Annotated in this window: 15 protein-coding genes, 3 pseudogenes and 1 riboswitch; of the genes and pseudogenes, 1 reads left to right on the top strand and 17 read right to left on the bottom strand. The window is 58.7% G+C overall.

Features of this window, described 5'->3' with window-relative positions:
- Window positions 1–12: 12 nt before the first annotated feature.
- The 15 genes and pseudogenes from QU667_RS03250 to QU667_RS03180 form a co-directional block, all read right to left on the bottom strand.
- Complete coding sequence (locus tag QU667_RS03250) at window positions 13–1044, bottom strand: magnesium chelatase ATPase subunit I (protein ID WP_304987894.1); 1032 nt, start codon at window positions 1042–1044, stop codon at window positions 13–15.
- 82 nt (window positions 1045–1126) lie between these two features.
- Window positions 1127–1435: pseudogene (locus tag QU667_RS03245) on the bottom strand (TonB-dependent receptor plug domain-containing protein); the annotation flags it as partial.
- A gap of 30 nt (window positions 1436–1465) precedes the next feature.
- A complete protein-coding gene (locus QU667_RS03240; RefSeq protein WP_304987893.1) occupies window positions 1466–2491 on the bottom strand; it encodes a radical SAM/SPASM domain-containing protein in 1026 nt (341 codons plus the stop codon).
- Between the two features lie 11 nt (window positions 2492–2502).
- A pseudogene (locus QU667_RS03235) lies at window positions 2503–2616 on the bottom strand (ABC transporter substrate-binding protein); the annotation flags it as partial.
- Window positions 2617–2782: 166 nt separating this feature from the next.
- A riboswitch (cobalamin riboswitch) is annotated at window positions 2783–2997 on the bottom strand.
- A 101-nt stretch (window positions 2998–3098) separates the two neighbouring features.
- On the bottom strand, window positions 3099–4235 hold the full coding sequence (gene msrB / locus QU667_RS03230; RefSeq protein WP_304987892.1) for a peptide-methionine (R)-S-oxide reductase MsrB: 1137 nt from the start codon (window positions 4233–4235) through the stop codon (window positions 3099–3101).
- A gap of 28 nt (window positions 4236–4263) precedes the next feature.
- On the bottom strand, window positions 4264–4959 hold the full coding sequence (locus tag QU667_RS03225; protein ID WP_304987891.1) for a uracil-DNA glycosylase: 696 nt from the start codon (window positions 4957–4959) through the stop codon (window positions 4264–4266).
- On the bottom strand, window positions 4940–5926 hold the full coding sequence (gene folK, locus QU667_RS03220) for a 2-amino-4-hydroxy-6-hydroxymethyldihydropteridine diphosphokinase (RefSeq protein ID WP_304987890.1): 987 nt from the start codon (window positions 5924–5926) through the stop codon (window positions 4940–4942). Before folK ends, QU667_RS03225 begins: the two co-directional genes overlap by 20 nt.
- Window positions 5920–6294 carry a dihydroneopterin aldolase gene (gene folB, locus QU667_RS03215; RefSeq protein ID WP_304987889.1) on the bottom strand — a complete coding sequence of 125 codons (375 nt, stop codon included), beginning with the start codon at window positions 6292–6294 and terminating at the stop codon, window positions 5920–5922. The genes folK and folB overlap by 7 nt, the downstream gene beginning before the upstream one ends.
- Window positions 6295–6296: 2 nt before the next feature.
- The gene (folP, locus tag QU667_RS03210; protein WP_304987888.1) at window positions 6297–7142 is read right to left on the bottom strand and encodes a dihydropteroate synthase; all 846 of its coding nucleotides are present in this window, start codon (window positions 7140–7142) and stop codon (window positions 6297–6299) included.
- The gene (folE, locus tag QU667_RS03205; protein WP_304988392.1) at window positions 7114–7677 is read right to left on the bottom strand and encodes a GTP cyclohydrolase I; all 564 of its coding nucleotides are present in this window, start codon (window positions 7675–7677) and stop codon (window positions 7114–7116) included. Before folE ends, folP begins: the two co-directional genes overlap by 29 nt.
- Before the next feature lie 113 nt (window positions 7678–7790).
- The gene (dapA, locus tag QU667_RS03200; RefSeq protein WP_304987887.1) at window positions 7791–8678 is read right to left on the bottom strand and encodes a 4-hydroxy-tetrahydrodipicolinate synthase; all 888 of its coding nucleotides are present in this window, start codon (window positions 8676–8678) and stop codon (window positions 7791–7793) included.
- A 69-nt stretch (window positions 8679–8747) separates the two neighbouring features.
- Window positions 8748–11669, bottom strand: coding sequence for an insulinase family protein (locus tag QU667_RS03195; protein WP_304987886.1), 2922 nt, complete (start codon window positions 11667–11669; stop codon window positions 8748–8750).
- Between the two features lie 122 nt (window positions 11670–11791).
- Window positions 11792–13435: a ShlB/FhaC/HecB family hemolysin secretion/activation protein gene (locus QU667_RS03190; protein WP_304987885.1), complete on the bottom strand. Its 1644-nt coding sequence runs from the start codon at window positions 13433–13435 to the stop codon at window positions 11792–11794.
- A 52-nt stretch (window positions 13436–13487) separates the two neighbouring features.
- A complete protein-coding gene (locus QU667_RS03185; RefSeq protein WP_304987884.1) occupies window positions 13488–18437 on the bottom strand; it encodes a YDG domain-containing protein in 4950 nt (1649 codons plus the stop codon).
- The gene (locus QU667_RS03180) at window positions 18431–18934 is read right to left on the bottom strand and encodes a two-partner secretion domain-containing protein (RefSeq protein ID WP_304987883.1); all 504 of its coding nucleotides are present in this window, start codon (window positions 18932–18934) and stop codon (window positions 18431–18433) included. The genes QU667_RS03185 and QU667_RS03180 overlap by 7 nt, the downstream gene beginning before the upstream one ends.
- Window positions 18935–19267: 333 nt before the next feature.
- Between QU667_RS03180 and QU667_RS03175 the strand changes: the two are divergent.
- Window positions 19268–19415: pseudogene (locus QU667_RS03175) on the top strand (secretion protein HlyD); the annotation flags it as partial.
- A gap of 74 nt (window positions 19416–19489) precedes the next feature.
- Here the strand turns inward: QU667_RS03175 and QU667_RS03170 are convergent.
- Together QU667_RS03170 and QU667_RS03165 are read right to left on the bottom strand one after the other, a co-directional pair.
- Window positions 19490–19738, bottom strand: coding sequence for an RpnC/YadD family protein (locus tag QU667_RS03170; protein WP_304987882.1), 249 nt, complete (start codon window positions 19736–19738; stop codon window positions 19490–19492).
- A 5-nt stretch (window positions 19739–19743) separates the two neighbouring features.
- Entirely contained in the window at window positions 19744–20634 is an 891-nt protein-coding gene (locus QU667_RS03165) for an Rpn family recombination-promoting nuclease/putative transposase (protein WP_304987881.1), read from the bottom strand.
- Window positions 20635–20713: the final 79 nt, after the last annotated feature.

Below are 20713 nucleotides of genomic sequence, written 5' to 3'. Positions count from 1 at the left end.
CCGAAAAGCTATTTATGCGCTTTCTCCCAAGAGCGCATCCACCGCGCTCCAGTCAACCGGCCCCTCCTCAAAGGGACGACGGCGCATACGGTGCGCGAGAACAAGCCGGCTCACGCGCTGCAAATCCTCCGCCGTGACAGTATTTCGCCCGGCAAGTGCCGCGTGCGCAATCCCCGCTTTGATGAGCGTAATGTCGGCACGATGCCCGTCAACCCCGAGGGTCAGCGAGATCTGCGCCGCGTAGTCAAGAACGGCATCCGGCACCGTCACATGGGGAACACGTGCACGTGCCTCAAGAATCTGCGTGCGCAGGTGCTCCTGCTCTGCCGCATACAGTTCCGCAAAGGCTTCGGAGTCGCGCTCGTAGGCAATCCGCCGACGGATGACCTCGACGCGCATCTTTTCCTCACGTTCACCCACAACGGTCACAGAGAGCGCGAAGCGATCGAGAAGCTGCGGACGGATGTCCCCCTCCTCCGGATTCATCGTCCCGACGAGAACAAAACACGCCGGATGCGCATAAGAGATCCCCTCGCGCTCGACCGTATTTACCCCCATCGCCGCAGAGTCGAGCAGAATATCAACGATATGATCCTCCAGCAGATTGATCTCATCCACATAGAGGATGTTGCGGTTCGCCGCTGCAAGGATACCGGGTTCAAACTCCTTGCGCCCACAGTGAATCGCCATCTCCATGTCAAGTGTCCCGACGACGCGATCCTCCGTCGCGCTGACGGGCAGCTCCACCACGCGCATGGGGATCTTCTCCGTGGGAAGCAAAGCGTTCTCCTGCTGCTTGCTGCGACAGGCATCGCAGTAGAGTTCGGGAGACGCAGGATCACAGTGACAAGCACAGCCGCGCACTGCGTCCAAATCCGGCAGGAGTGCGGCGGCGGCGCGGACGGCGGTGGATTTCGCCGTCCCCTTCTCCCCCTTGATGAGCACACCTCCGAGTGACGGCATCACAATACTGAGGAGAAGCGCCGTCTTCATCTCCTCCTGTCCAACGATAGCAGCAAAGGGGTATGTCACCCTCTTTTTCATTCCGATTTCCTTTCTGGAAAAAAGCACTGACTGACAGTGCGCATACCACGTCCAACCAGTGCTTCCTCAATCCTATCCTCGGTTAGAAACTCTGCTCGACACCGATCATGAAGTTGCGTCCGGGTGCCGTCCACCACTGTTCGGCTGCGCCCCACCATGAAGCACGTGCGTTGGACTTCTCAGCATAGAATTGGTTAAACAGATTGTTCACCTTGAGATAAACCTTCGTTGCATCGGCGACCCGATAGTTCATCGCGAGATCGACGACCCAGTAGTTATCCGTAGGAAGGAATTTGCCAATCGCATCGGACGGCCCTTCAAGCCCTACCATCCCGCGTGCAAGCAGAGAGGAATCAAAGTCGCGGTTGCGATAATCTACACCGATGTTCCACCAGATTGGTGCAGATTTTGTCCGTGCTTCCTATACACCTGCTGCCTTTATCGCCGCACGTTTCAACGCACACTCAGCATCGGATGCGGCAGAATACTCCTGCCCCGCCCTGCGTGCATAGCACGCGCCGCCGCAGGCCGAAAAATCCGCACACGCCCGACAAAACGCCATGGCACCCTGCATCTCATGCGCCAGTTCCTCCTGCCGCCGAACGTCGATGCCGTGCTCCACATCGCCGAGCAGAAAGCGCGCATCGCCGACAAAGGAGGAGCACGCATAGATGCGCCCCGCAGCGTCAATGTGCGCTCCTGCCCCGTTCATCGCGTAACAGTGGGAAAATCCGCTGTCCGAGCGTTCGGCAAGCCCCCTCCCCTGCTCCTCCTGTGCAATCACGATGCGGTATCCGTGCAGCCGTCCAAGGTGTTCGTTCCGCACAAAAACCTCCGCCATCGCCTGTGCCATCTCCTCCTCGCGTGCAGGGCGAACAGCGGTGCCGCGCCCCTGTGTGCGCAGGAGGTCAAAGCCGATACGCCGCACATTACCGAGGTAGTATGCCATCTCGATGAGCCCTGAGAGCCTCCCGACATTCTCCGCCGTGACAACACACGTCAGACCGACCGCGATGCCGCGTCGACCGAGGCACTGGATTCCCGTGATCACATCCATCGACGAGCCGCGCCCATCAGGGTAGCAGCGGTACACATCGTGAACATCGGGTCTGCCGTCGAGGCTGATACCGATGCCGATGTCCGCATGGTGCAGAAAGTCTGCCATCCCCTCGGTCAGCAATGTGCCATTGGTCTGCAAATCCATCCGCGCCCGTATCCGATTGGTACAGATATAGTCCGCAATCCGACGCAGCAGAGGAAATGCCAGCAGCGGCTCGCCGCCCGAGAACTGAAGGATGAAGGGCGTGCCGCCCGCCGCCGCAAGGTCGATGGCACGATGCGCCGTCTCCCATGTCATCATATGAGGATCCTGCGCGGATGCGTAGCAGTAGCGACACGCAAGGTTACAGTTCCCCGTGAGACTCAGCACCAACATCCGCAGCGGCATCGCAGTCTCCTTTACTTCACATCCGCAAAGCGCTCGGGATAGACCGCACGCGCCAGTTCATAGACACACTCGATCACATTCTGCCCCGCACTGTAACGATAGGTATCGGACACGGTGCAGAGATGGTACTACCGCTTTCACCTTTTGTTTTCATCCCCTCCCTACACCGTCACCATGTTCATATTTTTAGCATAAGAACAAGTAAAAAGCCCCTCCTGCAAAAGCAGAAGAGGGCTTAATTTGTACACAATAGAAGGGTCTGAATCCCCATCCCCATCACTCGCAGGTCAAACGGCGATTGTCAATCAGGCAGTTCTCCTGACTCCAGTTCATCGCTCACCTGCGCCTTCCCGAGGATTATCCTCAGTGACATTCCATGAAATACCGTCGGCATTTCTATGCAGGCTGCTCACTGTTACAGTGGCGGAACCGCTCCGGCTTCATTGGAAATAGTTTCCTTACCGGATTCTCTATTAAACATTCGTACCTGATCCAATGCTATAAAGTTTTTCAATACTTCGATAAAGATAACATTGAATGAAGGGCTTGTCAATATATCAAAAAGATATTTTGCGAATCATCTCAATAGACTTCTCTCCTGCCCTATTTATTTCTCCAGCAGATAGAGATACTCCCCGTATCCTTCGCGTTCCATATCCTCCTTCGGAACAAAGCGCAGGGAGGCGCTGTTGATGCAGTAGCGCAGTCCCCCCGTTGCCGCAGGACCATCATCAAAGACGTGCCCCAGATGTGCGCCGCTGCCCGCCGCCGTTACCTCGGTACGCACCATCCCATAGGAGCGATCCTCATGCTCGGCGATGAGCGCACGGTCAATCGGGCGCGAGAATGCGGGCCAGCCACAGCCGGAATCGTATTTGTCTGTAGAGATAAAGAGCGGCTCGCCCGTCGTGATGTCACAGTAAATTCCTTCGCGGAATTCGTGATCGTATTCGTTTCGGAAGGCGGGTTCGGTCGCCTTTTGCTGCGTGACGGCGTACTGAATCCCCGTCAACCGTTCTTTGAGTTCGGCATCCGAAGGCTTTTCATAGGTGCGCTGCACCGCCCCCTCCTCCGCTCTCGCAGCATTTTCTGCGGCGGCGCGTTTTTCCCGCATCTTTGCAATGAGCGCGGGTGAGATATGACAGTAGCCGTTCGGGTGCTTGACAAGATATTCCTGATGCGCTTCCTCCGCACGGTAGAAGTTCACAATCGGTTCCACCTCAATCGCGACGGGCTTGCCGATGTGCTTTTGCAGGGCGTCGAGGGATGCTTGGATCACGCGCACATCATCGCTCTCACCGCCGTCTGTATGCGGCACATAGTAGATGCCCGAGCGGTACTGCCGACCGATGTCGTTGCCCTGCCGATCCACCGCCGTCGGGTCGATGGAGTCGTAAAACACCGTAAGGATCTGATCAAGGCTGACCTTGCGCGGATCATAGACGACATGAACGGTCTCCGCATGGCCGCTCCCGCTGCACACCTCGCGATAGGAGGGATGTGATGTCGCCCCGTTTGCATAGCCGCTCTCCGCCGAGACGACACCGTACACGAGGTCAATATACAGCTCCGTCCCCCAGAAACAGCCGCCCGCGAGATAGATTTCCTTCTGACCGTCCACCGGACTGTTCTTCTGCACGATTTCATGCGGCATCTCCGCCGAACTCACAGCGGGCGCACCGCAGCCGCCGAGACAGGCAATTAGGCCAAGCGCACAGATATTACGCAGGAATGAAATTTTCATGATAAATACCTTTCTGTTATATTCAAAGTCACGCCTCTATCTCCTCTGCCGGCGGCAGCTGCCACGCAATCGGAGTCTCGCCCGCCGCGATGAGAAAATCATTGACGCGCGAGAAAGGACGGCTGCCGAAGAAGCCGCGATGTGCCGAGAGCGGGCTCGGGTGCGGCGACTCGACAATGAGATGGCGCGGATTCGTGATAAGGCTGCGCTTCTTCCGTGCGGGACTTCCCCAGAGGATAAAGGCGAGTGGACGCTCACGTGCGCCGAGCAGCTGAATGATGTGGTCGGTGAACCGCTCCCAACCGTGCCCCGCATGGGATGCCGCCGCATGGGCACGCACGGTCAGCACCGTATTGAGGAGGAGCACGCCCTGCCTTGCCCACGGGATCAGACAGCCGTGTGCGGGCGGCACGATGCCGAGATCGTCCTGCATCTCCTTGTAGATATTGAGCAGGGACGGCGGCGGATCAATGCCGACCTGCACGGAGAACGAGAGCCCGTGCGCCTGTCCGTCGCCGTGGTACGGATCCTGTCCGAGAATGACGACCTTCGTATCCGCAAAGCTCGTGTAGTGCAATGCGTTAAAGATCGAATACATATCGGGATAGATGCGTTTTGTGCGATACTCCTCGATGAGGAATGTGCGCAGCTCGCGGTAATAAGGCTGTGCCATCTCGTCCGCGAGGAGCTCCTGCCAGTCGTTCTTAAAAATTTCCTTTGCCATGCTGCACTCTCTCGTAAATTTCAAAAATACAATCTTCTCCGCGCCGCAACTCTGTCCGAGCAAGGCCATCGAGCGGCGGCAGAAATACATCCGCCGCATATGTGCCTGAAAGCCGCGTTATGTAGGCGCGATGAACATAGGGCAGAAGGAGACGATAGCACGCCGCACCGCCGATGACAAAGATGGGGCGTGGTGCATCCTGCGTCAGCACGCCGAGCAGAGCCCACAGCTCCGCAAGGTCATGCACAATAGGAAAGTCATCCCCGCGCTCCATCGTCCGCGAGAGCACGATGTTCTCACGCCCCGCGAGCGGGCGGCGCTCGGGCAGACTCTCCATCGTGCGCCGCCCCATGACGAGAATCCCGCCCATCGTCGTGCGGCGGAAATGTGCCATATCCTCAGCGCAGTGCGTGAGCAGCTGCCCGTTTCGCCCAATCCCCCCCGCCTCGTCACAGGCGGCAATGAGTTCGAACGGGTACGGTGCGGAGAGCTCGGGGGCACGCGCAATGCCCGCCGTATCGACTGCAACAAGCCACGCCGCAATGCTCTTACCGTTCACCATCAGATCAGGCGCAATCTCCGCAAGCGGCACGAGCACAAACGCACGCGCCGTGAGATAGAGATGCGGCAGGGTCAGCTCCCCACCCGCATACGCCACCCCCTCGATATGCAGAATGTCGAGGTCAATCGTCCGTGCGCCCCAGTGCTCGTGACGCACGCGTCCGAGTTCCTGCTCAATGCGTTGGAGTGCGCCGAGCAGTTCGTGCGGCGTTCCGTCAAACGAAATCTGCGCCGCCGCATTGAGGAAGGGCGGCTGATCGGTCTTTCCCCACGGCGGCGTTTCGTAGAAATGCGACACCTGCCCCATGCGCACCGGCGGAAGTTCCGCCATCCGCCGCAGAGCCGCACGCATCGTCTCCCCGCGTGCGCCGAGATTCGCCCCAAGACCGATATACGCCGTCAGCATATGAGATCTTTCCGACGGCGCAGGATGGAGACACCGACATCCGAGAAGATACCGTCGATGGGTGCGGCCGGCTTGTGTACAGTAACACGCACGAGGCGAAGCACATCGAAATCCCGCAGAAGATCGTCCGCTATCTCCTCCGCAATCGCCTCAATGAGATATTTTCGGGTGACCGTCAAAACTGTGGACACAACATCATAGACCTTGGCATAGTTCACCGTATCGTCAAGATCGTCGCTCTCCCCCGCCGCACGCAGAGAAAGTCCGAGTTCCACATCCACCTCAAAGAGCTGCGGCACTTCCCGCTCATGCGGCAGTACACCGTGACACGCCATAAAGCGCATCCCGCGCAGAAAAATTCGATCCATACCTACGCTCCCAAAATCGCGTCCGTCATGCGGCACATCCGCACAATCGGCTTCACATCATGCACACGCACAATCGACGCACCGCGCTCAATGCCCATGACGCACACCGCCCCCGTCGCCTCCATGCGCTTCGTGACGGGCAGATCAAGTGCCGCCCCGATAAAACTCTTGCGGCTCGCTCCGAGGAGCATCGGATACGCCTCCCCCTCGTAGGAAATGAGTTCATCCATGCGCCTGAGAACGTGCATATTCTGCTCCGCCGTCTTGCCGAAGCCGATGCCGGGATCGAGGATGAGGTTCGTACGCGCAAGCCCCGCCGCATCTGCCGTTGCAAACGAGCGCGCAAAGAACGCACGCATTTCCGCAATGATGTCCCCGCTGTATACCGTCCCGTGCTGATTGTGCATGACGACGACAGGCACATCCGCCTCTGCGGCGACACGCGCCATCGCTCCCTGCTCCTCTGCGTATTGCAGTCCCCAAATATCGTTCAGGATATGTGCGCCCGCCCGAAGTGCCGCACGCGCCGTCTGGGCCTTGAATGTATCCACAGAAACAGGAACGGGACATTCCTTCAAAATCTCCGTGAGAAACGGCAGAAGCCGCTCCATTTCCTCTGCCGCGCTCATCGGCACAAAGCCGGGACGGCTCGACTCCGCACCGATGTCGATGATGTCCGCACCATCCCGCACCATCTCATCCATATGCCGCAGGGCATCGTCACGCGTATTCCATTTGCCCCCGTCCGAAAACGAGTCCGGCGTCACATTCAGAATCCCCATGACAAGCGTACGTCTGCCGAGCGTCAGTTCCTTGCCGTCAGGGAAGCGATATATTCTCTTCGCCATTGTTCCTCTCTCCAAGCATCTGCCACGCCTGCAATTCCATCGTTTTGTCCGAACGAAATATCCCCCTGCTCGCCGAGGTCGTCGTATGCGTCCCATACGCTCGTGCGCCGCGCATCGTCATGCAGAGTTGCCGCGCGTCGAGCACAACGAGTACGCCCTCCGCCCCGAGCCCCTGCTCGATCTCCCGCGCAATGTCCTCCGTCAGCCGCTCCTGCAGCTGCGGACGCTGTGCCATACGCGCAACGAGCCGCGCAAAAACGCCAAAGCCCGCCACGCGCCCCGCGTGCGGACGATAGACGATATGTGCCGTCCCGAAGAACGGAAGCAGATGATGCTCACAGACAGAGTGAAAGGAAATGGCACGAACGGCGATGAGCCCGTCCGTCTTCTCCGTCAGCACATCCGCCCAGAGATCCTCCGTATCCGTGTGCAGTCCCGCAAAGAGCTCTGCATAGAGCGCAGCCGCACGCGCAGGGGTTTCCTCCATTCCCTGCGCCGCGAGATCAACACCGACCGCCGTGAGAAATTCGCGCATGGCACATTCTGCACGTGCGAGATCGACTTTATCCTCTGTCACCGCACTCCGTCCTTTCCATATCAAAAAACGCCCCCTCGCTGCACTGCATAAAAAGAGAGCGTCTGATTGAATTACTTCAACAAGCCATGAGCTCTGAGAGCCGCATCGAGCTGCGCCGCATGAGCTGGCTCCATCTCCGAGAGAGGCATACGCAGGGGACCCGTAGCATAGCCGAGACGGCGCATCGCCGTCTTGACGGGAATCGGGTTGACCTCACAAAAGAGCGCCGCGATGAGATCGGCATATGCGATCTGGAGACGCGCAGCCTCCGCCGTATTGCCGTCAAAATAGTGCCGACATATATCGTGCGTCGCCTGCGGCGCAACATTCGAGAGCACGGAGATCACGCCAAGACCGCCGATCGAGAGAATGGGGACGATCTGATCATCGTTTCCGGAGTAAACCGCGAGCTCGTCGCCGACCGCCGACCGCAGACGCAGGATCGCCGAAAGATCGCCGCTCGCCTCCTTGACCGCAGCAATGCGCGGATGCTTGGCGAGAACCGCATACGTCTCCGTCTTGATGCTCACCCCCGTCCGCGAAGGCACATTGTAGAGAATCGCAGGAATGTTCACGCTGTCCGCGATCTTCGTATAGTGCGCGATGAGCCCGTTCTGCGTGCACTTGTTGTAATACGGGGTCACGAGGAGGAGCGCATCTGCTCCGACCTTCTCCGCATACTTCGACAGCTCAACCGCGTAGGCGGTTTCGTTCGAACCGGTTCCCGCCACGACGGGAATGCGCCCCTTCACCTGTGCCACGGCAAAGCGGATTGCCTCACGGTGCTCCGCGTCCGACATCGTCGCGGACTCGCCCGTCGTACCCGTAATGATGATGGCATCCGTGCCGCCCGCAATCTGATCCTCGATGATCCGTCCGAGTTCGGGATAATTTACGCCTGTTTCCGTAAACGGCGTGATAATGGCGACGCCGGCACCACGGAAAATTGTCTTTTTCATGGCAGTTCCCCCTTCAAGTTCATCTGCCGCTATTATCCCACGCGCGGCACGAAAAGTCAAAAATTTTCCTCACGTTCGCAGCGCGGGGCGAATTGCGCCGAAAAGTGCCTCATTCGCGCGAATCTTCTCCTCGCCGCCGAGCACGCAGCGCACATTTTCACGCATTGCCGCCTCAATCATCGGCGCAAGCGCACGTACATCCTCCTGACGTGCCGTGAGAATCTCCGCGCGTGCCTTCCGGCGATCCTCCCATGTGATGCCGCGCAGGTAGAACGTCGCCGCAATATCGCCCTTCATCTGCGGGGTCAGCGGCGCATCCACACTGCTCATTGTCCCGATGATGAACTTGTCCATCTCACGGTCGGACACATCGAACGAGCGCACATAGTCCGCCGTTTCATCGAGCACCGTAAGCGTCTCCGCGAGGTTCGGGTCGCGGTAGGAGGAAAAGATCATGAAGCCGTTGCGGTTGAACTGCGTCATCGCACCGTATGCGCCCCCCTGCACGCGGATGCGCGTCCAGAAATAGTCATAGCGGAGCAGCGTTTCAAGCACACGCAGAACGCCCGTGTATTCGTACCCCAGCTTGATAAAGTTCGCGCCCTTCGCCACATACTGCACGCGGCTCTGCGTCATAAGCCCCTCATTTCGCGCGGCAATCTCCCATGTATACGACGCAGCGGGGAAGGTTTCGGACGAGAGCTTCTGCCGGAACGCTGTAAGCTGTGCCGCTACTTCATCGTAATCCGCAGCAGGTGCGGTAACGCTCACCATCAGAGCGTTTGCATTGAAAATCTGCGGCAAAATACGTGCAAACGCCTCCTGCATCTCCGCATGACGCGCCGCAAAGTCCTCCTTGAACGTGCGCAGGAAGTCGTGGAACGGCAGCCCGCCCACCTCCGCATAGCGTCCCGAAGGGGTCAGATACGCCGCGATGCGCGCGGCGACCACCTGATTTGCCGCGCGTTGGAGCGAGAGCTCCATGCCCGTCTTTTCCTCGTCGATCAGCTCCCGCACACGCTTTGCGCCCGAAAAATCGCTCTCCGTCATAATCTCCGCAAGGAGATCGAAAAGACGCGGCAGATTCTCACGCAGCACCTTCGCACGCAGCTTGAAGCGAGGGAGCAGGGAGTCCGGCTCACCCGCACGCGTATAGGCGACAATGTCCGCGCCGAAGCCGCCCGTGTAAAGACTGCGCAGCATCGCAAGCTCCGCATAGCTGTGCCGTGCGGTATCGACCGCGCCGAACATCTCGGCGAGAAGATACGCATACGGCAGATCCGCCTGTGCGACCGCCGCCATTGGGAAGTAAAAATTCAGATAGACAATGCCGTTCGTCTCAAGATCGGAGTACAGAACCTGCGTCCCCGCGCAGTCACGCACCGCAAGCGGCAGACGCTCCGCATCCGCACGGATGTCCGAGCGTGCAAGAATCGGAATCGACGCAAGCGCATCCTCCGAGTCCGCCTCCTCCTGCGCCGCCTTCAGTGCCGCGCAGGAATCGAGTACCTTCGCGATCTCAGCGGTGCTCATCGCCGCCTTTTTCTCCGCGAGCATCTTTTCCTGCGCCGCCGCACGCTCCTGTCCGAGCGTCCGGCTCGGCGCGAGCGTCACGAGAGCCTCATGCGGATTCTCAAGGAAGGATGTGCGGATCACCTGCTCGAAGTAGCCCTTTCCCAGACCATCCTTCAGCTCCGCGAGCACATCCTCATAGCGCAGATAGTCGGCGGGTGCGCCATCGTAGAGCCACGTCTTCATCATGCGGATGCCGTAGATGAGCCCCTTTGGCGAGGAGCCAAAGTCCGACTCGCGCAGACGGAACTCAAGCGTATTGAGCGATGCCTGTACAAGCGTGTGATCCAGTCCCCCGTCCGCGAGTTTTCGCAGCGTGTCCTTGACGATCCGCACGAATTCATCCGCACGCGCCGTCTCCGACTTGCTCACGATGATGCTGAACAGCGGCTGCAGGATGTCACTCTCATAGTTCGAGTCCACGTCACGCCCCAGCCCTGCGTCGATGAGTGCCTGACGCAGCGGTGCGCCCTGCATCCTGAGAAGCGCATGATCGAGAATCTGGAGCGCCATCACGCGCCTCTGGTCGGACGTGTCACCGATGACCCAGTTCAGCGAGAGGAAGCTGTTCTCCTCCAGCGGCTCCTCCGTCCCGACGGGGTAGAAATGTGCCGCCTTGACCTGCCCCGCGAACGCCTGTTGACGGTCGATGCGCGAGGGCACGGGAATCCGCTCGAAATGCGAGAGGTACGCACGATCGAGGTACGCAAGTTTTTCCTCGATGTCCATATCCCCGTACAGATAGATATAGCTGTTCGACGGATGGTAGTACCGTGCATGGAAATCGAGAAACATCTCCTGTGTAAGTGAAGGAATCGCGTCGGGATCGCCGCCCGACTCGCAGCCATACGTCGTATCGGGGTAGAGCGCCGCCATGATGCGGCTGCCAAGGAGATCATCGGGCGCCGAGAGTGCACCCTTCATCTCGTTGTAGACCACGCCACTGTAACGGAGCGGAGCATCCACATCGTCAAGTTCGTAGTGCCACCCCTCCTGCATGAGCACCTGCGGGTTCGTGCGCATGGATGGATAGAACACTGCGTCGAGGTACACGTCCATCAGATTTTGAAAATCGCGTGCGTTGCGGCTTGCCACAGGGTACATCGTCTTGTCTGGGAACGTCATCGCGTTGAGGAACGTATTGAGCGAGCCCTTCACAAGCTCCACGAACGGCTCCTTGAGGGGATACTTGCGCGACCCGCAGAGCACGGAGTGCTCCACGATATGCGCCACGCCCGTATCATCCACAGGTGGCGTGCGGAAACTGATCGAGAACACCTTGTTGTCGTCCGTCGTTTCGAGAAAGAAGAGCCGTGCGCCCGTCTTCTCATGGACAAACGTATGCCCCCGCCCGTCCGCCTCCGCAATCTCCTCCGAGCGAACGAGGCGAAAGCCGTGGATGATGTCATCTATCTTCATGTAAAATATCCTCCTTTGTCATTCCTGCCATTATAGCACAGAGAAGCATTTTCGCAAAACAAAAGAGCTGTTATACGAAGAATCTCACTTCGTACATCAGCTCTTCATTTGCTCAAATCAGTTTACCAGACCTTGCCGACCATGAACCACAGGCGGTTCTTCGCCTTGGCGGCTTCGCTTGCGTCCTCGGGGAGGCCGATGCGCCGCGCCCAGTCAAGACGCACGAAGTAGTCGCCGGGGCGGCTGTAGGAGATGCCCACGCCATAGCCCTTGAGTATCTCGCTGCCCCCGATGCCATCGTTGGCATACTGCACCTGTCCCATGTCGAAATAGGTGCTCAGTGTCAGGTTCGGTACGTTCGTCCGATAGGACAGTTCGAGATTCGTCAGATAGCCGTTATCGCCCGATACCTCCCCCTGTGGGTAGGCACGCACGCCGCTTGCACCACCGAGATAGATCTCCTCGGAGCTGTCGAGGTTCGTGCCGGCTTTCTGCACCTGCGCCTTAAAGTTCAGATTGAAGCAGTCGCTGAGTGTTCGCTGCACGTTGAGGTTCGCGACGGCTTTCGTAAAGCCGCCCTCCGTGCCTGCACGCTTCATCTGGATGCGTGCCCAGTCCGAGTCCGCACTGAGCCGTCCGGCGTAGGCGGTAATGTCATAGGTGAGGATGGTGCGGACATAGCGGTCTTCGCCCTTGAGACCGAGGCGGAAGGTGCTGCTGTGCTTCTCCAGTTCCATGCCGACCGCCTTGTACTCATCCTTGAGTCTGCGCCGGTCCCAGCCGTAGGAGACGGCGAGCGAGCTTTTGGACGTGCGCCAGAGCGGCGTCGTGCCGAAGATGCTCAAGGTGTCCGCCGTGCCTTCAGCGCCGAGACGGCGGAAGGCTCCCGAAAGCTCGTAGTCCATGCGGCTGACGCCGAGTCCCAGCACGGTGCCGTCAGCGCCGACGGGGTGACTGTAGCTGATACTGTAGTTGTGCAGATCCTTGTTGGAGAGGGTGACACCGAGATTCAGGCGGTCGCCGCTCTTCGTGAGGTTTTCAAAGGTGCCCTGCAAGCCGAAGCGGTAGCGGCCCGAGGTTTCGCTGCCGTAGTTCTCGCTGTAGAGGACGTAGCTTTGCCGCTTGCCGTCCTTGGCGCGGATCGTGAGATCGCTCGTGCCGAAGGCTGCGCCCGGCGAGAGAACGCCCGCCGCTTCGATGCCGCCGAGGGCGGCGATGTTGTAGAGCGCGGTTTCCAAGGGCTTCCCTTCGATGGGTGCGCCTTCTTTGAGCGCATGGGCGAGCCGCTTGATTTTCGCGTCGCTGATGGCGGCGCTGTTTTCGATCTTGATCTTGCCGTAGCGTCCCGCGAGGATGCGGATGGAGAGTGTACCGTCCGCATTCGACTGCGACGGCAGGTAGGCGGCGGCTGCGGGATAGCCGTGACTGCGTGCGTAGTTGGTGAGTTCTGCCAGAAGCGCATTGATGTCGGCTTCGGAGATGGCGCGACGAAGGTACGGCGCAGTCCGCTCATCGAGGGCGGCAGCGGCGAGCTGCGTGCCGTCCTGTTCGACTTCGATGTGCGAGAGGCGGAAGGATGCCGCCGCGCTCCCGCCGTCTGCATGGTTCGGCAGACGGCTTTCGAGGGCGTTTTCCTGCGCCTTTTCGGGCAGATTCGCGTCAGATTGCGGCAGGTTCGTCGCGGCGAGCGCCGTGCCCGGCAGGAGGAGCGCCGCCGCAAGCGGCAGCGCAAGTCTGAGGCGCGGGCGTTTTGCTTTTATTTTCATGGGAAGGACTCCTTTTTGCAGAGTTTTTGCGAACAAGTACGTTCCTACGCCATCAGAGGTGCAGCCCCTGAATTTCAAGACCGTTCCCCGCATCGAAGCGGTAGAGGCCGAGCGTCAAGGCACGAACGGGACGTGGCGTGCCGAAGAGGTAGACGATGCGGCTGTAGCCGTCGTCAAAGACGGGTTTCGCGTCCTGTACGAGCGAGGCGAAGATGCCGCCCGAGACGGGCATGGCGGTGACCGTAAAGGCTCGCGCGTTGCCCGCCGCCTGACGGATGCGGTAGTTGCCGAGGAGGCCTTCGGCGATGCTGCCGATTCTGCCCGTGACGGCGTAGCTACCAAGCGTATTCGTGTCGGCAACCGTGCTCGTGAAGACGAGGCTGTCCGTGCCAAAGACGCTCGCATCCTCGCCGGCGGCGAATCCTTCCGCACGCCCCGTAAAGGCGGGCAGAGCCTCGCCCTGCGTGACGGACTTCTCGTCTGCCGTCAGCGTGAGGTCGCGGTGCGTGATCGTGCCCGTGCCCGTGTGCGCCGTCGCCGCGAGGCGATAGTTGCCCGAGCCTTCGCCCGTAAGCGTCAAATCGCTGAAGTTTACGGCTTTCGTGCCGACGTTCTTATCTGCAAAGGTTCCTGTCCCTGTGATGGCGATACCGTCCCCCTCTCCTGCGACGAAGTTTGTCAGCGTGTAGTGATCGCCCTTGCTGAGTGCCGTGATGGCGTTCGTCGTGCCGTCATATACCTTGGTGACGGGCGCGGTTGTAAAGGTGACGCCGAGCGTCCTCTGGTCGATCGTGCCCGTACCCGTGAGCGCGGTCTTATTCAGTCGGTAGTTGCCCGCGCCCGTGCCCGTGAGCGTGAGTCCGTCGAACGCAACCGCCTTATCTGCGCCCGCGTTCTTGTCCGCGTACTGTCCGCGTACCGTTTCGTCGAGCGTGATGCCTGCGCCCTCGCCCGCGACAAAGTTCGTCAGCGTGTAGTTCGTGCCCTTCGAGAGCGTCTGCGTGACGTTTGCATCGCCGTCATACGTCTTGTCGAAGTGTACGCCCGAGGCGAGGTCGACATTCAGCTCCTTCGGTGTGATCTTTCCTGCGCCAGCGATGGTCATGGTGGGAGCGAGGGTGTAGTTCCCTGCGCCCGTGCCGGTGAGGGTGATGCCGGTGAAGTCGACGTCCTGCATGGCATCGCCCGCCTGTGCGTCCTTCGTCTGATATGCTCCGTGCGCCAATGTGGTGTCGATGGAGACGACGGTGTCGTCCTCGCCCTCGATGACGCCCGTGAGGGTGTAGTTGACGCCGCGCTGCAAGGTCTGCGTGACGTTTGTATTGCCGTCGTAGACTTTAGTGAAGTATGCGCCCGCCACCTTTTCCATGGTCAGGGCTTTCGGCGCGATCGTGCCCCCACCCGTGAGGGTCGCCGTGGTGAGCGTGTAGTTGCCCGCGTCGGCGCCCGTCAGCGTCAGTCCCGTGAAGGTCACGGGCTTGCCCGTGCCCGCGTTCTTGTCGGCATAGCTGCCCGTGCCCGTAAGCGTGAGCGCATCGCCCGCGATACTGCCCATCAGCAGATAGTTCGTGCCCGGAGCCAATGACTGTGTGACGTTTGCATTTCCGTCGTACGTCTTGTCGAAGGAGCCGACAAGTCCTGCCGCCAGCGGCTTCGGCGTGATGGTGCCGACGGTGGTCACCGGGGTGATGGTGTAGTTCTCCGCGCCGGAGCCGGTGAGCGTCCTGCCGCTGAACGTGACGACCTTGTCGACGCCGACGTTCTTGTCGGCGTATTTTCCCGCGCCCACATCGAGGATGATACCCGTCCCCTCGCTGCCGACGAAGCCATCGAGGGTGTAGTCTGTGTCGCGCACGAGCGGATGCGTGACGTTGGCGTTGCCGTCGTAGACCTTGTCGAGGTGTACGCCGCTGATGAGGGCGAAGGTGAGGGCTTTCGGCGTGATGACGCCCGCGTTTGCAATCGTCATGGTCGGGGCGATGGTATAGTTGCCCGCGCCCGAACCCGTCAACGTAATGCCGGTGAAGCTGACGTTCTGCTTTGTGCCGTCGGCTTGGGCATTCTTCGTCTGGTACGCGCCGACTGCGGATGTGGTGTCGATGGAGACGATATCCTCCTCGCCCGTGACGACGTTCGTGACGACGCCCGTGAGCTTGTAGTTGACATCACGCTGCAGAGTCTGCGTGACGGCGGTCGTGCCGTCGTAGGTCTTCGTGAACTCCGTGCCCGCGACCTGCTCCATCGTCAGGGTTTTCGGAGTGATCTTCCCGATGGCGTTGAAATTCAGCATGTCCATATAGTAGTTGTCCTTGGCAGACCCCGCCAGATGCATGTCTTGGAAGCTCACCGGCCTGTCTCCCCCGGCATTGTTGCCGTTTTGATACAGGGAGAAGTTGTAGGTGATGTCAAGGTCGTTTTCGTCTCCCGCCACGACACCGAGGATCTTATAGTCCGCGCCTCTGACCGCCTTTCGCGTGACATCGAACGTGCCGTCATACTCCTTGTCGAAGCGCACGCCCGGCAGAACCTGCACCTCTACTCTTTTCTGGCTGATTTTGCCGAGGTTCGACGTAAATGAGGACGTCGCGAGGCGATAGTTCTTCTCTGCGTTTACGCCGTTCACGTCATACAGACTGAGGTTGCTGAACGTAACGGTCTTCCGCTCCCCCGCGTTCTTGTCCGCGTACGCCCCCTTGCCGACGTGCACATCGAGCTGCTCCCCTGAGACAACGCCCTCCAGGTCGTAGTGCCGCCCCCTGATGGGGGTATAGGAGGTATCCGCCGTACCGTCATACTCTTTTTGAATTTGGAAGGTGGAATCATAGTAGAGGTAAGAGATGTCATTCTCCTTGATGGTGATGTCCTTCGGACGGATGACACCCGCGTTCGTGAGGGTCTTACTCCCCGCAATCGTATAGTTCCCCGCGCCCGAACCCGTCAGCGTCAGACCCGTGAAGGTGACGTTCTGCTTCGCGCCGTCGGCTTGGGCATTCTTCGTCGCGTAGGTGCCGCTTGCACCAGCAGCCAGCGAGACGACATCCGCGCCCTCGCCCACGACGACACCCGTAAGCGTGTAGTTGACATCTCTCTGCAGGGCTTCGGCGACAGTCTTCGTACCGTCGTATTCCTTTGTGAACGCCGCGCCCGCGACCTTCTCCATCGTCAGCGGCTTCTTCGTGATCTCGCCCGCACTGGAATAGGTGAGCGTGTCGCCCGCGAGCCTGTAGTTCTTCGCATCCGCCCCCGTCAGCGACAGCCCCGTGAAGGTCACGGCCTTGCCCGTGCCCGCGTTCTTGTCGGCGTAGATGCCTTCGGTGACGGTGAGTCCCACGCTGTCGCCCGCGACAAGCCCCGTCAGCGTGTAGTGCGTCAGCTCAGGGTACTGCTTGACGTCCGTCGTGCCGTCGTAGACCTTGGTAAAGTTCGGGCTGCCCGCAGCGGCAGCCGTCAGCGCCTTCGGGCGGATGACATATCGACCGACGATGTCATAGCCGAGCTGGTCGCCGTAGACCTCGTAGTCGCCCGCGTTCTTCCCGGGGGCCGACAGGAAGACGTGCGGGTTACCTGTCCCGGGCGTGCCGTCGTAGACCTTGCCGACGGTCTTCGCGCCCTGCATCAGCCCCGTCAACAGCGGCATCGTAAGCCCCTCGTAGATGCGCCACGGCATCTCCGTGCCGCCCTTCCTCGCGACGATCTGACGCCCCTCTTCGTTTTCCCAATAGAGAAAGTGAGAAAAGTAGTCCTTCATCTCCGCCAGGCTATGCTCCCCTCCTACCCCGTTGTCATGGAAAATGCCCCCGTTTACATTTTCGCCGATCGCCTGCGTGCCGTCGTGAAAGTTCACCCAATCCAAATTTCTGAAGGGCGTCTTCGAGCCGTGTTGAATATCCAGCTGTCCCGCCACATAGCCGCCGGCTGCGTCGGCGTAGACCTTATTCGCATTGTAGGCGTTCGTAATGTAGCCGTGTTGGGTGATACGTCCGACGAGTCCGCCGACGATATTCTTCCCTCGAATCTCGCCGGTATTGTAGACATTCTCCAGCCTGTTCTCGTCCTTCTGAAAGTAGCCTACGATGCCGCCGACCATGTTCTTGCCACGAACAGCCCCCTCATTTGCCGCACTTTGGATGGTTCCAAAATTGAGCCCCCCCACAATGCCGCCGACCTTGTCCGAGACGCCGAATTCCCCGACCACACCTCCGTTATATACATTGTCCATCCGAACGTGCCTGGGAATTTGCCCGTACGTCGATTTCTCCCCTTCCATCGCGCCTGCGATGCCGCCGACCAGCTTCGTTCCCTTGACCTCATTGAAGTTCCGAATATTTCTCAGCGCGCCGCCCCCAAAGTGGCCTACGATGCCGCCGACCACTTTATCTCCCCGTATGCTTCCGCCCTCAAGGGTGAGATTGCCAATATACGCATCTTGGTCTATTCCAATCGTCATTGTCTCGAACAGCCCGACCTTATACCCCGTCGGGCGATTGATATAGAGGTTTTTGATCGTATGACCGGCGCCGTCGAACTTGGTATGAAAATTCCTGAGCGGTTTGAATCCCTTGCCGTCGTTCCAGAGGTTCGTCCGCGTCACACCCGCGTCGATATCGTTTTTCAGCATATACGAGCCCTTCAAGTTCGCGTCGATATGCTGGAGGTCGTAGACATTGCGCACCAGCATAAAATCATAATTCGCGTGGTTCGCGCCGCTCAGGTTCTGTACGACCCAGTGGCGTGCCGTCGCGGAGCGGCTAAGGCCCGTCGGATCGGTTGACGCATATTCATGGACAGAATGATATACACTCACGCCGTTCTCGTTAAACGCGATGTTGCTCTTGTTGTCGACCTCATAGCCAATCACTGGCGTCTTTTTGCTCTTGATCGTGACCGCGCTCCCTGTGAGCGGCGTTTCGAATGCGTCTGTCACGTTATCCGTATCGAGGACGGTGACGTTTTTCCCCTCGATGTAGAGGCTGTTCGCCTTGACCGTGCCGAGATTCAGCACATCGCCATACTGTCCTTTGCCGCAGAGAGGGTTGTCCCCCCCCCCCGGAAGACAGATGTATCGACATCTATACTCAGTGCCGTCGACAGGTAAAGTGCGCCCGTATTGACCTGCGCGCTCTCGGCAAAGAGGATGCCGTGCGGGTTCACGAGGTAGACATTATTGCCGCCCTCGATCGTGCCGTAGATGCGCGACATCGCCTCGCTCGTGACGAAGTTCAGATAGTCCTTCGCCTGTGCGCCGCTGTCAAAGCGCACCTTCTCCCCCGCGTCGATGGAGAAGTCCTCCCACCGGAGGATGTTGTTCAGTGTCTTGCCATTGATGTCCATGACAGTGCCGCTCTGCGTGATCGTCGCCTCCGCCGCATTCGCCGCCGCATTCGCCCCCTCCACGGGCAGCGCATACGCCGGCGATGCCGCAAACGGCGCGGCGAGCGCCCCCGCAAAGAGCGCATAGGCGATGGCGAGCCGCAAGTGTTTGCCTGCTGCTTGTTTCATGATGTTCTACCTCCTTGTTCCCGAGGAAGCGCAGACACGCTGCATCCACGCTCCCTCCGTCCTGCGTCCCTTTCCAAAGAAACGAACGCCATTCACCGCACAGTGTCCAGAAATGAACACTTGTGCATGCATTCTCCTGTCACTATTTTACTAAAGATTCACGAACTTGTATAGCTGTCATTTACTACAGGTTCTAAAGTCCCAGAAAACGCTGAAAACGGCAGTTTTCCGGGACTTTAGCTCTAAATATTCTCGAAATATTGCACAATTCCAGAGCTTTTTCCTGCATCTTTGAGATCATTAATGTTGGAAATTTTAGGAATCGCTGATAAAATGAAGTCCGTCAGATTGGCGTAGATTTTTTCGTCCGAACAAGGAGGCAAACCGGACGCATAGCAGGGGCTATGTGGAGGATTTGTCGACACAGTGCGGGCAAAAAAGATGCGTCAAGATGGCGGTGCTGAATTTATCAGTGCTTCCTTTAGCAACAAAAAAACCCGAGAGATTCCACACACCGAATGTGACCGGTGGCTTTCTCTCGGGCAAAAAATCATACTACTCAACAGCCGCGTCTTGCAGTGCCAGAATCTCCGTGCGAGTCAAGCCGCTCGACTGCTCAATCACCTCAATGGGAACATTCAGCGTAAACAGAGAACGCACCATATCGAGCATCCTGCGCTGTCCCTCAGCGCGTCCTTCAGCGCGTCCCTCAGCACGACCCTCAAGGCGTCCCTCCATACGTCCCTCTTCCAATTTCCTCTCGCCGAATTTTTCCATCAGTTCGCACATGGTATCTTCACCCATCCATACTACTCAACAGCCGCGTCTTGCAGTGCCAGAATCTCCGTGCGCGTCAAGCCGCTCGACTGCTCGATCACCTCAATGGGAACATTCAGCGTAAACAGAGAACGCACCATATCGAGCATTCCCTCACGGTGTCCTTCAATGCGACCTAGCTCACGTCCCTCCATACGTCCCTCAGCGCGTCCCTCGGCACGTCCCTCAAGGCGTCCCTCCATACGTCCCTCTTCCAATTTCCTCTCGCCGAATTTTTCCATCAGTTCGCACATGGTATGTACCCCCTCTGCTTCTGCCTTAAAGTAATCCGCTCTTTGGGCAAGTTCCTTATAATTCATCTTTTGGGGATTCTCACAAAAGAAATCCTGCATCAATCGCCCAAGCGGCGTATCATCGCGTTTTGCGCCATTGACATAAAGAATATGCGCACCATCATCAAACGGTCGCTGAAGCTCCTCTATGATTCGCTCCACATGGTACAGAGGGAATCCCTCTCCATAGATGTCGTTTTCCGTGATGAAGATCACCCATGTTTCGGGCAGTTTGGAAAAATCCTCTCCTTTTGCCAATTCTCGCGCGTCCATCATGCTGCTGTTATAACGTGCCCGACGAGGAACCGCTCCTTCGTTGGCACGCTGCACCTCGCAGTCGTAGAGCTTTCCCTCGCTGTCCTCCGCCAATACATCAAAACGCACGCCGCGGCCATAGAGGTTGTCCGTGCTCTGCTGTGTGACGACATGTTTGACAACAAGATCATCGCGTCCGAAGAAGATACGCAGCAGGAGCTGCATTCCCTCGACATAGTTGTCAAAACATACGTTGAAAAACGTATCGTCGATCAGACGAAGTTTCTGAATCAGTTCCGCATATTCCGCAGGAACATCTTTCTTCAGCATTCTCACGGGATCACTCTCTCCTCACCTTGTCCTACTATCATAGTATGCTCTACCGCGAATATTGTCAAGGCTGATTCTTCCTATC

This window comes from Selenomonas dianae, assembly GCF_030644225.1.
Classification (GTDB): Bacteria; Bacillota; Negativicutes; order Selenomonadales; family Selenomonadaceae; genus Centipeda; species Centipeda dianae.
The sequence above is the reverse complement of the archived record's forward strand: the minus strand, read 5'-3'. Positions and strand labels throughout refer to the sequence as shown.